The 13,691-nt window shown below is 59.7% G+C and carries 9 protein-coding genes; 2 read left to right on the forward strand and 7 right to left on the reverse strand.

Annotation, left to right across the window (positions count from 1 at the left end; translation table 11 throughout):
• Nucleotides 1-405: 405 nt before the first annotated feature.
• Complete coding sequence (locus NKI66_RS28025) at nucleotides 406-1,080, forward strand: LuxR C-terminal-related transcriptional regulator (protein ID WP_023808949.1); 675 nt, start codon at nucleotides 406-408, stop codon at nucleotides 1,078-1,080.
• Here the strand turns inward: NKI66_RS28025 and NKI66_RS28030 are convergent.
• On the reverse strand, nucleotides 1,073-2,815 hold the full coding sequence (locus NKI66_RS28030) for a PAS domain-containing protein (RefSeq protein ID WP_023808948.1): 1,743 nt from the start codon (nucleotides 2,813-2,815) through the stop codon (nucleotides 1,073-1,075). The two genes, NKI66_RS28025 and NKI66_RS28030, sit on opposite strands and share 8 nt — an antisense overlap.
• 210 nt (nucleotides 2,816-3,025) lie before the next feature.
• Here NKI66_RS28030 and NKI66_RS28035 point away from each other — a divergent pair, with 210 nt between their 5' ends.
• Entirely contained in the window at nucleotides 3,026-3,733 is a 708-nt protein-coding gene (locus NKI66_RS28035) for a helix-turn-helix transcriptional regulator (RefSeq protein ID WP_031212340.1), read from the forward strand.
• Between the two features lie 82 nt (nucleotides 3,734-3,815).
• Here NKI66_RS28035 and NKI66_RS28040 read toward each other — a convergent pair whose 3' ends face one another.
• From NKI66_RS28040 to NKI66_RS28065, 6 genes are all read right to left on the reverse strand, one after another.
• Nucleotides 3,816-4,856 (reverse strand): glycosyltransferase family 2 protein, encoded by a 1,041-nt coding sequence (locus NKI66_RS28040; RefSeq protein WP_023808946.1) that lies wholly within the window; start codon nucleotides 4,854-4,856, stop codon nucleotides 3,816-3,818.
• A complete protein-coding gene (locus NKI66_RS28045; RefSeq protein ID WP_245486033.1) occupies nucleotides 4,853-6,103 on the reverse strand; it encodes an oligosaccharide flippase family protein in 1,251 nt (416 codons plus the stop codon). The genes NKI66_RS28040 and NKI66_RS28045 overlap by 4 nt, the downstream gene beginning before the upstream one ends.
• Before the next feature lie 300 nt (nucleotides 6,104-6,403).
• On the reverse strand, nucleotides 6,404-8,635 hold the full coding sequence (locus tag NKI66_RS28050) for a GumC family protein (protein WP_023808944.1): 2,232 nt from the start codon (nucleotides 8,633-8,635) through the stop codon (nucleotides 6,404-6,406).
• A gap of 1 nt (nucleotide 8,636) precedes the next feature.
• Nucleotides 8,637-10,634 carry an asparagine synthase (glutamine-hydrolyzing) gene (gene asnB / locus NKI66_RS28055; protein WP_023808943.1) on the reverse strand — a complete coding sequence of 666 codons (1,998 nt, stop codon included), beginning with the start codon at nucleotides 10,632-10,634 and terminating at the stop codon, nucleotides 8,637-8,639.
• On the reverse strand, nucleotides 10,634-11,893 hold the full coding sequence (locus NKI66_RS28060) for an O-antigen ligase family protein (RefSeq protein WP_023808942.1): 1,260 nt from the start codon (nucleotides 11,891-11,893) through the stop codon (nucleotides 10,634-10,636). The genes asnB and NKI66_RS28060 overlap by 1 nt, the downstream gene beginning before the upstream one ends.
• Nucleotides 11,890-13,098: a glycosyltransferase family 4 protein gene (locus tag NKI66_RS28065; RefSeq protein WP_023808941.1), complete on the reverse strand. Its 1,209-nt coding sequence runs from the start codon at nucleotides 13,096-13,098 to the stop codon at nucleotides 11,890-11,892. Before NKI66_RS28065 ends, NKI66_RS28060 begins: the two co-directional genes overlap by 4 nt.
• Nucleotides 13,099-13,691 lie beyond the last annotated feature (593 nt).

Raw genomic sequence — 13,691 nt, forward strand, 5'->3', positions numbered from 1 at the left:
AGTGGCGCCCGAGAAGGCGTCGTCGTGCATTTGAATGGCACTTTCCCGGCGTTTTGATTTCAATATTCCAGCCGGCAGGGCATGGGCGCGGCAGGGCGGTCAATCAGAGCTGGGAGCTGTAGCCGCTCGATTGGCAACTGCTGTGCGCATGTCCGGCGCCGGTAACGACCTTCTCGGAAGGGCATCGCTACCGTTCGTACGAAAAAAACACTTTGCTATCTGGCCCTGAAATGTGTGCGATTGTAAGCTATATTAGCAGGTTGAAATGTGCGGATGGGCGGCGACGAGCGTCGACATACGGGGGATCAGCGGGCGGCTGATCTGTGTTGGGTCACCGTACAGTCCATCCAAAGGGAGGGTTCGGCAGCTAGGGACACATGCGGGCTGCCAAAAGGTGGGTGGTTCATGTATCGTATTATCATCGCCGATGATCACGGCTTGTATCGTCGTGGGCTGCGACTGGCATTGATGGCCGGCATTCCAGACTTGGAAATATTCGAAGCGGCGTGTTTTGATACCGTCATAAGCCTGCTTGAAGATCAGGCGCCCGTTGATCTCGCCGTCATCGACCTGAACATGCCAGGACTGTCCGGCCAGGACGATCTTCGCGACGTCTTACCGGCTCATCCCGACACACGGTTTGCAATTGTTTCAGGGACCGATTCACGCGCCGAGATTCTAACTGCCCTCTCGATTGGACTTCATGGCTATATCGTAAAGTCCCAAACGGACGAGGAGGTGGTCCTGGCGGTGAAGGAAATCCTGGCCGGCCGTATTTACGTTCCGGCACTTCTTTCACAAAGGTCCAAGGAGCCGGTACGCCTTCCATCCGAGGCTCCCACGCGAATGCCCCACAGGACCACCAGCGTCAACAATCTGGGCAGGCTTACGTCCAGACAGAAGGAAGTCCTCAGGTTGATGGCCGAAGGTTACTCGAACAAAGAGATTGCCCGCTCTCTTGAAATTGCAGAAGCGACGACGAAGATTCATGCCGCCGCCGTCCTGCGCGAACTTGGGGCACGAAATCGGACAGAGGCCGCGGTTCTGCTGAAGACATGGGCCGCCAGAGACGTCAACTAGCGCCGATTGCTTTTGGCGGCAGCCGGACCGAATATTTCAGTCCGTGAGCCAGCATCTCAAGCTTGGAAGAGTGACCCACGATAGGCTCACCGTCGGCTCCAATGATCAACGACCCAAAACCGCGCCGAGCCGAGGTGGAGACCCGGCGCTCTCCCGATTCCGACCATTCAAACACGATGTCGGCGCCGGGCTCCTGGGCTGTGAATTGCCACATGACCTCGATCCGGCCTGCCGGAGTGCCGAGAGCCCCATGCTTCACGGAATTGGTCGTAAGCTCGTGAACGATCATTGCGAAGCTCTCAGCCGAACCCTCTGCGATTTTTACTTCGGGCCCACTGATCGAGATGTTGTGCGTCCCCATGTAGGGCTGCAATTCCTGAACGATGAGGTCGCGCAAGGACGCCGACAGGTTGCCATCGCGTGAAAGAAGCAGATGCGTCGCCTGGAGTGCGCCGATTTTTTGGATCAGTGTCTGCTTATAGCGGGCGATATCGTTGTCGGGGGCACTAACCATATTCACAAGCGCCGTGATCACCGGAAACAGATTGTTGAGCCTGTGGCGCTGTTCAAGCATGGCCCGCTCTCGCTTCTTCGCCGCAGCCCGCAGCAGAATGGTTATGCGCCGATCGGTGACATCCGCGGCGACTCCTATTCGCTGTGCACGACCATCGCGCAATTCGTCCCGTCCGCGAAGAGCAATCCAGCGGATATGTCCGCCAGCTCGCCTGATGCGGATCTCCGCGTCATAGTTGGCGCCGGATGCAAGCTCTCCCGGGGCCGTCAAATTAGGCAAGTCGGCTGGATGAACGACCGCAGCCAGTTCCTGCAGCGGACGGCTCGGCGCGGGTGCCAGTCCCATCATTTCCCAGAACGCGGCCGAGCCGTTCACGGATCCGCTCTCGAAGTCTATGCGCCATGTTCCCAACCGGCTGGACGACAGCGCCAGGTCCAACCATTCCTTCTGAGCCCGGAGTGCCTCGCGGGCGGTTCGCTCTCCCGATATGTCGTCCACCATTACAAAGATGCTTTGAGGGAGAGCATCAGCTGGCACGGCCAAAGACAGCGCCAATCTTGTCCACAAAACCGTGCCGTCCTTTCTCAGGAGACGGATCTCCGAGCCGAACGAAGTCGTGTCTTTGAGGCGAGTCAATGCTTCCGCCAAAGTGTGGTTGTCGTCAGGATGGACGAGTGCCCTGACTGGCAAACTAGAAAGCTCCTCCTCGGCATACCCTGTCATCTCACAAAGACGTTTGTTGGATCGTTGCAACTCTCCGTTCTCGCTCATATTGGCAAAGCCGATAGCGGCACGTTCAAATGCCCAGCGATAACTGTTTTCGGTCGCCTCCAAGGCCACGAGTCTAGCCTCTGCAACCCGCAAAAGGGTGCGGTAGTCCTGCCTCTGCCGGTGGAAAGTCAGGGCGATCATCCCCCCTGCAACCAGCAGCAGGATGGCCCTAATCCAAACGTCGACGTCGGTTGGATTGTGAAGGACATCCCGCGCCAACAAGCCGACAGTCACCATCACAAACGTTGCCGCAAGGGCAATCAGGCGATCTTCGAGATATGAGATGGCAATAATGGTGGGAACAAACTCAAAAAAGCCGATGTCGTATGCCATGGAGGCGGGCAGCGCTGTCTCGACCGCAAGTGTCGCGACCAGGAGCGACATCGAGGCAAGGTGGGTTAGCAACTTGCCTGAGCTGTTCGGATGCAAACTGAGCGAATGCAAACGCATGTGCCAGACTATAACCTTCTGACTAGTCCGTCGAGATTAGACCGAAAAGCGTACAGACTAGTCCGACCGCAGGATTGTTCCCCGGGATTGTAGCGCGCATTTTGTCCGTTGTCGGGGGCGGATCGGACCGCAACTCTCCAAGCGACCTGACTGACATGTTTAAGGCACCTCCTGACAGGGAGGCGTTGCCGTTTTGCGGGAGGTAAGAAAATGGCACTGGTTGGTAGGCAGCATGATGGAATTCTTGGTCGCCAATATGGAAGTTTCGGGGGAAAGCCCGTCTCGGCCTTGAGAACGCAGGGTGGCCATAGTTCCGCCTGGCACCAAGCACCACAAAGGTTCGACGGCGTGGCTGTCGAGCCAAAGCAGAGCAGCCTTGCATCTGTTGTGAGAATGCTTGATCGCATCGGGTGTGGCTATCTGATCCTGAACAGCGACAGGAAGGTCATGGAGTGGAATTCAGCCGCTCAAAACACCTTGGAGCGCGAGGGCGAGGCAGCTGATACGGCCGGCAAGGTGTCGGTTGCTCTGAGGCGGCTGATCGCAAACGTGCCGGGGAATTTTCTTCCTGGCACGCTTTCATGGGTGGTGATCCGCGGTATGGGCGACAGGCCCTTGATTTTGAACGAGAAGGGCATAGCAACGCCTGACGCGACGAGTATCGTGGCGCTGCTGGATCGTGAAAACAGGTCCGGGCCAAATCCCCAGACGCTGCAAAGAATGTTTGGTCTGACGAGTGCCGAAACGCAACTCGCGCTGCGCTTGGCGCAGGGCGATGCCCCTTTGGAGATAGCCCGCAAGCGGCGCTTGAGCCGGACCACGATAAGGTCACAGCTGGCGTCGCTCTTCGCCAAGACCGAAACACGGCGCCAGGCGGAACTGGTAGCTCTTCTTGGGCGCATATGCGTCTTGCCGTGAGGTAACGGCCGTACCATGCGCGCGCGCAACAGGCTTGTGCGCGCGCAATCTGTTGCCGGCGTGCTTGTCCGCCAGCCTCACCCTACCGCCGTCGTGTGCGCACCCGGCCCAATCTTGGGCGGATTGCAAACACGTGGTTAAGCACGTGCCAGCCCGCCACCTTCATGACGGAAGGCCGGAAGATCTGAATCCCGTCCAGGAACGTGGTCAACCAGGACTGCTGGTGGAACCTCATGGGAATACGAGCAACCCGCAATGCCCGCAGCAATGTCTCGGGAGGCGGGAGATGGTTGCGGTCCTTGATGAGATTCCAGTTAAGCTGTTTGACGGCGAGGGTCACTTCGTCGACCTCGCGGAAACTCTTTGACGTTGTAATGCTTGGATGGTTCGTTGCATCGTAAAAGGTAAGCGGATCGCTTATCGCCACCATGTCCCCATGGCTGGCTAGATCCACGAAGAACAGTTGATCCACTCCGGCCGGAATCTCTTTGTGCGTGCGCATCAAGCAGCCGGCACGAATGACGTCGCTGTTGATCAACAATGTGGATGGAATAATCCCCAGGCAGCGTGTCGCGCGCACCAGATAGAGGTCCATCAGGCACTGCTGGCTGGAATAAAGCGAGATCGGTTCCTGCTGCTTGGGGACTTGGCGAAATCGCACTCGCTTGTCCTCGATTATGTTTGCGGCTGACGTCATGAAGGCGACTGAGGGGTACTGTTTGGCAATTTCGGCGAATGTCCTGAGTGCACCTGGCGCAAGCCAGTCATCGTCATGTAGCAACTTGATCCATCGTCCGGAGCAAGCCAGCATAGCGTTGTTGGTGTTCTCCACCTGACCGCGACCTCGACTGTTTTCGATGATGCGGATGCGAGGTTCGCTCCGTGCGTAGTCGGTCACGATAGCCCAGGTCTCGCCCTCCGGCCCCTCGTCGTCGCTCACGACCAACTCCCAATCGGAGTAATCCTGGCCCAAGACGCTGTCGATCGCCCTGCGGATCGTATCCGGTCGACGAAAGGTTGGTATCCCGACCGAGATAAAAGGGCGTGACCACGAGAGATCGGCCCGGTCATGCTGGGTGACCGCAACTGCCGCTTGAAGGTTGTCAACCGACGACGAATTCATGGTGTTTTTTCCTCGAGACATTCATGTTGGATGCACGTTGCAGCGCCTGCTGGTTGAGGGTCGTGGGTCAACAGATACAGTGATGCTGCCATTTTCAGAGCGAAACCCGACGCGCCGCCGGCGGCCATGAAATAGATGACGGTGACTGGCTGCCAGCCCGCCTGGGCGCCGGCGAGCAGCGGGCCAAACACGAGAACCGCCCGTGCGAGGTCGATGACCAGTCTTGTTCCTTGCCGCCGTAACAGAGCGGGAACGTCGCTGAGCGGAGTCGACAACGCCTGTGCCGCGCCCATCAGCGCCAGTGCGGTCATGATTTCCGCAGTGGGCATCCAAGGCTCGCCCAGAAGCGGAACGACCACATAGGGCGCGGCGAGGCCGAGCAGCAAGATCGGCACCGCGGTAAAGGCGGCGGCCAGCAGGAGAAGCCCGCGCGCCACACCAAGCAGGTGTCCACGATTGCTGTTCCGGTTTGCTTCGGCGACAAAAACATTGCTGAGCGGTGTGGCGATCAGCGTCACCGGACCGGTGACCAGCCGCGCGGCCACGCCCAAATATCCGGCAAATGCGGTGCCGAACAGCCCGCCGACAAGGACTGCTGGAAGATTGTTGATTGCTATGCTCGCGAGCGTTGCGGGAATATCGAACAGAGGAAATTTGTATTCCCGCCGAGCCTTTTCCAATACCGCACGCCAAGGTGCCCAGGCGATGCCACGCAAATCCTCCCAACTCATCACCCGATAGCCGATCACCCCGATGAAGACGAACTGGCTTAAAATATGGGCATGGATCATCGCTTCACCGCCGAGTTCGGCGATGCCGAAAGCCAATTGCAGTGCAGCCATGCTTGCCGGCAGGATCAGGCGCCCGAGAGCAAAATCGCGCAAAAGCCCGGCACGCAGACTCCAGCAGTTCATGGCTTCGACCAGACCTGCGCCTCCCATTCCAATCGGAATGAGCCAGGCGAGCGAGCCGAGGCGATTGGGAGCAAGGTTCGACAGCATCTGTCCGGCCGAAAAGGCCAGGACGGTCGTCACGAACACAGCCAAGAGAATAAGCTTGACCGTCACATAGGCCTGCGCGTTCCCCTTGACCCCATAGAGCGAAGCCTCGAAGCGCAATGCCGCGACCCCGGCGAGTATGTTCACGATCGACAGATAAATCGTAAAGATGCCGAAATCGGCCGGCGAATAGAGCCGCGCCAAAACCGGGATTGCGGCAAGAAGGGTGAGCTGGCCGACAATCGCCATTGCCGACACTCCGCTTGCTGCACGAATGATCGAGCCGATCGGGCTCGGCCGAACAACGATGATGGCTGTGCCTGCCGCAGGAACCGTCTTGGGTCTCAGAAGGTCGCTTGGTGCCATCGGTTCGCGCTTCCGAGGGAGGCAAATATCGGGGATTGCCGCAGCCTACGATGCACACCGGACCTTGCCATCATTCACCTGAATGACGCGCTCTGCTGACAGGCTGCACCGTGAATCGTCCTGGCCGCTCCCTGGATGAACCGCCCCAGGATCGTCCGTAGCCCAAGGACGAGCCTGTGGCCGTCATGCTATTTGCTCGCGCAAGAGGTCAGCGCTGTCCTCGAGCCGATATCCGGCATGTTTTTTCAGATTCACTCGCGTGAGGACACTGCCAACAGGTATCGCAAGAGAACCGTTGCCCTGAAGGAGTTCCAGCACCCCGCGAGCGAGGGTGCGTGGCGTTTTCCTCCACCGGATGGCGAAAAGAACCACGTCCGCCCATCCTGGCAGAAATTTGGCTTCCGGCTGCCCCAGCGCCGACGGCAGGTTTATGATCACGATGCGATAGGTCGCGTGCAGATCCGCCATCACTTTGCCTCCGTCCTCGCATGATAGCAGCGCCAGCAGGTCGTCCGACGGAGCGGCGGTCATTACGTCGATCCCGATTTCATGCAGCCTGGCAACGGCACCTTCCAGGTCGCAGCGATTGCAAACATAGTCAGCGAAGGAATGGCGGTTCTTGCGTTCGCTGAACTGGTGCAGGAACTCGAGCGTGAGCTGAACGCCCTTGCGTTCAAGATCGACCAACAGAACTCGACCGCCCAGTCGCGTGCCGGCGAGCGCCAGGCTCCACGCGAGCTCGGTCCCGCCATCCTGCGGCACGCTGGAGGTGACAAGCGCCGTGTACGACGAACGAGCCCTTAGCGCATTTGGTGCCGCCGCAATCAGCAACGACGTCACGGCGCGGCTATATGCGGACCTGCGCTCCCCCAGCACGAGGTTTCGCAGTTGTTTGGCATGCATTCCGCCTGCTTCGGGAATCTGCCCCACACAGGGAACCTTGAGCACCGCTTCTGCCTCGGCCTCGCCACGGAAAGTCCGGTCGAAATGATTGCGCATCGTGACGTACATCGCCCCCAGAATGGCGAATAGGATCATCCCAGGGGGAACAAGGAAGATGGCTGGCAAGGTCTGCGGGATAGTCGGCGGCCAAGCAGCGGACAGGATGGAAATTCCAGCTGAGGGAACTCCGATACGCCGCGTCAAATCCTGTTGTCGACCAAGGAGTTCGTTATATCGCTGGGTCAGCAGGCTGACCTGCGGCTCGAGAGCCCGCAAACCGGAAAGCCGGCTGGCGGTGTCGGCCATGACCGCATCCAGGATGTTCTTTCGGCTTTCAAGAGCGGCGATCTGTGCACGGAAAATGTTTGCATCGGCAGCAATCTTGTCGACGCCTTGTTCGATCTTGCTTTGCGTCGTGGCTCTGAGTTCCTGGTCTGCCGGCGCGAGAGCCTGTCGAGCCGCAAGGTCGGCAAGTTCAGGCGCGCCAATAGCTTCGGCCAAGGCGGTGAGAGAGGCCCCATGCTCTCGAAGCCCCTGGACGTATCGAAGCCGAGATTCCACAGCGGCGAGGTCCGCCTTTGACATCGACAATTGCTGGCTGAGGTCGGCCCGTTCCCTGGCTGCATTGTCCGCCGAGCCTTGGTCGATGGCTCCGTGGCTCAGCCGATATTTCTCAAGGCGGTCTGCCGCTGCCTGCAGATCATTTTGCAGCCCGGGCAAACTGGCGGTGATCGCATCGAGCTCTTGCTGGTCGGATGCCTGCCTTTTCTTCGCTAGGGAGTCGACATAAACCTGAGCGAATGTGTTGGCCACGAGCGCCGCCCGCGCGGGGCTGTCATCGGCAAAAGCGACGGAGATTACTCTCGATCGCAGCTCCTGCCCGACCCGCATGCCTCGCCGCAAAGCTCTCAACTCGGAGGCATCCTCGGCTTGTGGACCGTTGGCTACCTGGTCCGCCCCTGGCCACAGCCAGTCCAGTAGACCGCCGGCAAGTGAGCGTGTCCTTGGGGGAGGGGTGGCAGACGGTTCAAGCCGGGAATTCCTGCTCGCGGAATTGTCCTGTCCGGTTTCCGCCGCACCTGTCTTGCGCAGTGCCGCCATGACGCGGCGCAGGTGATCTTGCGACGATAACATCGTGATGTGGTCATCTATGCTTGAATCAACGAGGTCCTGCGAAGACGGGGCGCCGACGGGCAGTGAACCGCGCGAGGGGGCGTCGACGATAAGCTGGGTTGTTGACTCGTAGAGAACTGGTCGAAGGCTTCCCAGCAACCCCGCCAACAAGCCGCCCAACACAGCGAAGGCAACAATAGACCATTTTCTCCTTGCCAGAATCACGAAGAGTTGGCGCGACGCGGTGGGCGGCTCGACATACTCACGCAATGACCGCACGGGCACTCTGCCTTCGAGAACCGGTGCTGGTAGTTGATTGACCCGTGGCAGCTGGATCGGGCTGATTGCGGAACCTACCATCTTACACTCCTGCCAGGTCGCGTTCATGAGTTGGGCCGGTTTGCTGTGCTTGCCGATTGGCCTTGCTCCGCCAGGCCTGGAACATCAACGCGGACCACAATTCGCGCGAGCGGTTATGGCCATCAATGTGATCGCGCCAGCAGGCGTCGATCTTCGCGGTGTCCAATACGTCACTGCTTTCGGTTCGCATGTCGGCGAGAAGATCGGTGGCCCAGTTGCGCAGCGGACCCCGCAGCCATGCAGCGATAGGGACATCGAAGCCTTGTTTCGGACGCTCGATCAGGTGCTGCGGGAGATAGCGGCGTAGCAATTGGCGAAGGATCCATTTGCCGGCGCCATCACGAACTTTCATGTTGGATGGCAGCCGCCAGGAGAATTCGACAACGCGGTGGTCAAGCAGAGGACACCGACCCTCAAGGCTGTTGGCCATGGTGGCACGGTCCAGCTTCACCAAGATATCGCCAGGCAAGTAGCCCGCCATGTCATCGTACAGAAGACGGGAGAGCAGGTCGTCAAGCGGCGGACCGCCGTAGCCGTGGGTTGGTTCGGTCGGCCGCTGATATCCAAGGTTTTCAGCTTGTGGCCGCGCCAGCCGCTGAAACAATTCGTCTTCGTTCGATGCCGTGAGCAGCCGGGCGAGGCGTTCCATTCGGTCGCTCCGGATAAAATGCCTCGCGCTCGCAGAGAGCGGCAGTTTGCCAACGGCATCGTCACGTCCGGCGCGTGCGAAAAACCCTGCCCCTGCCGCCAAGGTTCGGCGCAGTTGTCGGGGCAGGCGCAGGTGCCGTTTCAGCCGCTCCGCCATAAAGTGGCGGCCGTATCCTGCGAAGCATTCGTCACCACCGTCGCCCGACAGCGCTACGGTGACGTGCTGACGAGCGAGCCTGGCAACGAGCAAGGTCGGTATTTGTGATTCATCGGCGAAGGGTTCATCCCAGACCTGGGGCAACTCGGGAATGACGTCACGTGCGGCGCTTGGCGAGAGGTGAAGTTCGGAGTGGTCGGTACCCAGATGACGGGCAACGGCCGCTGCGTATGGAGCTTCATCAAAGCCGCCCTCTCCGAACGAGATCGTGAAGCTGCGAACCGGCTTGCAGGATTGGGCCTGCATCAAGGCGATCACGGCTGAGCTGTCGATCCCGCCCGACAGGAAGCCGCCCAGAGGCACGTCGGCGATCATACGTTCCCGCACAGCCAGCCGAAGCCGGTTGTCCAGTTCGTCAACCAGATCTTCGTCGGTGCCGATGGCGGGATTCCGTCGCCCATCGGCAGCGACGGCAGCCAGCGACCACCAGCGGTGAATGCATCGGGAAAGACGGTCCGCGCTGCGGTCTTCGGCAAAATTCGCCGCCGTGACGGAAAGGACAGAACCAGGCGGCAGTTTGAACACGCTTCGCCAGATACAGCGATGGTCCGGCACCCATCCCGTCGAAAGCATTGCCGCGGCGGCATCAAGATCAAGGTCGGGAGAAAAGCCCGGAAAGCAATTGATCGCCTTCAGCTCAGACGCGAAAACCAGCGCATCTCGGGTCGATGCGACATAGAGGGGCTTTTTGCCCATTCTGTCGCGGGCCAGATGCAGGGTTCTTGTCTTGAGATCCCACAATGCGAAGACGAACATACCGGCAAAGCGATTGAGGGCGGCCTCAAGCCCCCAATGCTCGATTGCGCAGAGCATCACTTCGGTGTCGCTAGCACCTTGAAAGGTTTGGCCCGCACACTCGAGTTCGCTACGCAAATCGCGAAAATTGTATATCTCACCGTTGAAGGTGATCACGTACCGACCGCTGGCGGAATGCATCGGCTGGTGCCCGGCGGCTGACAGGTCGACAATTGCCAACCGCCTGTGGCCCAGTGCGATTCCAGCTTCGCGGTCGATCCAGAGCCCCTCGCCATCCGGCCCCCGGTGACGCAGCGATGCAGTCATCCGCCCGATCGCTCCAAGCGGCTTTATGTCCAGAGCGTCCGAAGCCAATAGAATTCCCGCGATCCCACACATTAGGCCACCCTCGGTTCAGCAAGCTGCCGCCGAAGTGCGGTCGGATTTCCGGCAACGAGGCAGAAAGCCAGCGAAAACCACACGATCGGGTGGCGGATGATCAGGTGAGGCATGCTGAAGATTATCGTCGATCCCCCGAGCACCAGCAGGGCGTCGAATCCCGCTCGCCAGGCGGAGGACATGGCGGCGCCCACGATCCAGACCAACGCCATCACGGCAAGCAATCCGCCCTGCAGGTAAAGGTCGAGAACGGTGTTATGCGCCTCGAAAGGTCGCTGTAGAAATTGACGGTCGGCCACGGGAGGCCGCTCGAGGTGGGGGCCAGGGCCCAGTCCCAGGGACCCGGATTTCAATCCTTTTTCCACAGCCTCCTGCCACAGATAAAGCCGGAGTTCGAACGTTTCGACGGTCGCTTCCCCGCCTTCGTCTTTGGTAAGGCTCTTCGCAAAATTGGCGACGCTGGTCTCTTCGGTGAGCGCGTACGGCGTCATTGCAAGCGCTAGAGGGAAGGAGCCTGCCAACAGCATAATTGCCGCCAGGCGGGGCATGCTGGCGCGGCCGCTCGTTGCTATCCATGCACGAAGCCGCAATCCGATGAAGATGAGGCAGCTCAGGATGCTGGTATAGAGATAGGTGTCGCTCTTCGTCAGTCGGCCGACATAGAACGTCAGGAGCAGGCATGAGAATGCAAGCAAACGAGCCCATGGGTTGCGCGTGGTCGTGGCAAGATGCAAAGCCAGCGGGCCAAAGAGCGCGCAATAGAGCGCGAGTTGGTTCGGGTTCTCTGACCAGCCACGGAACCGGTCCCAATACCAGGGATCGACGCCGGATTGGTGGATCGCACCATAAGCCAAGCCAAGCTGTATCACAAAGGCTCCATTGGCAAACGCGACCACGTACCATGCGCTGCGGCGCAGATGCCGATCGGCGTCCGGCTCCGCCGCGGCCAGGCACGTAAAGCTTGCCAGCAACACATATGCCATAACGTCATGTACAAACCCGGTCAGATAAAGAACGGTGGTCAGATAACCGACGATCGTGCCGATCCCCAAAGCGAGCGACAGGAGCAGCCAGAAGCTCGCCAGTTGGACAAAAGCGGGTGTGAGCTGGAGACGACCGCCAGCGAGTATTCGTCCAATCGCCAGCACGATCCAGATCGCGATGAACAATTCGCCATAGCCGAGCGGCAATCCCGGAACGCCTAGTTGCGTCGCATAGGACATAGCAACCCCCAGGGCGAGCAAGGCGTCCCGGATCATTGATGTGCCCCGCCTCGGTGATTTGCGAGGCCGCCTCCAAGCCCAACGGCAGGGAGCGGTCGCATGTGCCCCGCGCGGAGTGTGTTGTCGTAAAGGTCGCAGTACTGGTCGACCACCAGTGGCAGGGCAAATCGCCTCCGGACAAGTTCAACAGAACGGGCGCCCATCGCCTTGGCCGCCGCGCGGTCGGACAGCAAGTCTATTGTTCGCGAGGCGAGGGCTTCGGCATCATGCGGCGCAACCAGGTAGCCGTTCCATCCGTCTTCGACGACGTCGCTGCAGCCTGGCATCCTTGAGGCCACGATGGGCAGTCCCGCCAGCCCCGCCTCGAGCAATACACGCGGAACCCCCTCGCGATACTGAGTGGGAAAGGCGAATACATCGGCCATGCCAAGGAGATCGGCGACATCGCGTCGTGGACCCAAGGCCAGCACATGAGGTGCATGCCGATCAAGCTCCGACTTGTCGATTGCGAATGAGCCTTCGGATTCTCGTGGGCCGACGAGCACAAACCGTGCCGCGGGCCTTGCGGACAGGATGCGAGGGATCGCATTGAGAAGGGTCGCCACGCCTTTCTGGCGCGTCAAACGGCCGACGAAGATCACCACTTCGGCGGACTGAAGGCCGAGGTCCTTTCGCATCTTCGTTGCTGAGGACCCGAGATGGCGCACCGTTGCGAACGCGTCGACATCGATTCCGGAACTGCGTATCAGTCGCGAACTTCCGCGACCGATCAGCCGAAAGCGCTCGAAGAACAGTTGGTCGTCGCTATTTTGGAATACGGTCGCAGCCGTCCAGGAAGACGCAAGCCATTGTAGTGCGCAATAGACCGGACGCAACGCCAGGGCCCGAGGCTCCAGCGATGAGAACGTCCACCCCAGTCCGTTGATGGTGCGAATGACCGGAACAGTTCCCCGTACCGAAAGGGGCGTTAACAGATTTGGCTTGGTGTCGAAGCTCTGGATGATGTCAGGCTGAAGCTCCTGCATCAAGCGGCGCATCGTTCCGAGGGTGCGCCATTCCCCGCCTCCGCTTGCAAAGCGGTCGAAGGAGAACCTGTGATGCGAAATGTCATGCCGTAAAAACGGTACGGGAGAACCGCTCGAGACCGCCGTAACGCGAAAGCCTTTCTCTCGCAGCGCGATGAGGAAGGGAACTCTCAAGGCGTGATCCTCGCCTCCTACGCAGACCAGGTGCGGGTTCATCTGCCTCTCCCAAGCGCACATGGCCGATTGGCTCTCATGCTGCCATGGCCCGGTTTCATCACCTCTGAGCGCATGCCGCCCGAGTGCACGCTAGGGGGACACCAGGTGCCTGTCCTCGTCCGTTTGAATGACACCCGTGATGTTTGGAAGGGTAGCGACCAGCGAGGCGAGATTCCCTCGCGATTGCCGGAGCGTTCATGTGACTCGTGTCTTGCGGGATGAGCGCGGTGTTCGCCTGAGCCGGTACGAGTGGCTGGTCTGCATCACCTTGGTTGTCCAAGGTTTTCGAGTGTCCAATTGCGGCGGCGTGGTGCCTGAGCTCCGCGGCTCGCTGATGGCAAAAAGTTTTTGACGCGTGGTTGCGCTGGGCCGTCAAGCCGGCCCTCGGCCTGCGTCGCCCGGTCTTCAGGACGGAACCCGCACGTCAGCTGTTGGTCCACACATCCGGAACATCTGTCGGGGGGGGGCCCCGGGAGGCGGGCCAGAGATATTAATTTGATATGAGAGGGCGGTGTGGAGAGTGGGGTTAAATAAAAAAAGAAGGCACGAACATAATAAAGGGTTTATAAAGAGGAGGGGGGATGCTAAAAAAA

Source organism: Mesorhizobium sp. M0518, assembly GCF_040321125.1.
In the GTDB taxonomy this organism is placed as follows: Bacteria; Pseudomonadota; Alphaproteobacteria; order Rhizobiales; family Rhizobiaceae; genus Mesorhizobium.

Bases quoted from the DNA above. Each gene is read 5' to 3' on its own strand.
- NKI66_RS28025 (WP_023808949.1), top strand. From the start codon at position 406: ATGTATCGTATTATCATCGCCGATGATCACGGCTTGTATCGTCGTGGG.
- NKI66_RS28030 (WP_023808948.1), bottom strand. From the start codon at position 2,815: ATGCGTTTGCATTCGCTCAGTTTGCATCCGAACAGCTCAGGCAAGTTG.
- NKI66_RS28035 (WP_031212340.1), top strand. From the start codon at position 3,026: ATGGCACTGGTTGGTAGGCAGCATGATGGAATTCTTGGTCGCCAATAT.
- NKI66_RS28040 (WP_023808946.1), bottom strand. From the start codon at position 4,856: ATGAATTCGTCGTCGGTTGACAACCTTCAAGCGGCAGTTGCGGTCACC.
- NKI66_RS28045 (WP_245486033.1), bottom strand. From the start codon at position 6,103: ATGGCGATTGTCGGCCAGCTCACCCTTCTTGCCGCAATCCCGGTTTTG.
- NKI66_RS28050 (WP_023808944.1), bottom strand. From the start codon at position 8,635: ATGGTAGGTTCCGCAATCAGCCCGATCCAGCTGCCACGGGTCAATCAA.
- asnB (WP_023808943.1), bottom strand. From the start codon at position 10,634: ATGTGTGGGATCGCGGGAATTCTATTGGCTTCGGACGCTCTGGACATA.
- NKI66_RS28060 (WP_023808942.1), bottom strand. From the start codon at position 11,893: ATGATCCGGGACGCCTTGCTCGCCCTGGGGGTTGCTATGTCCTATGCG.
- NKI66_RS28065 (WP_023808941.1), bottom strand. From the start codon at position 13,098: ATGAACCCGCACCTGGTCTGCGTAGGAGGCGAGGATCACGCCTTGAGA.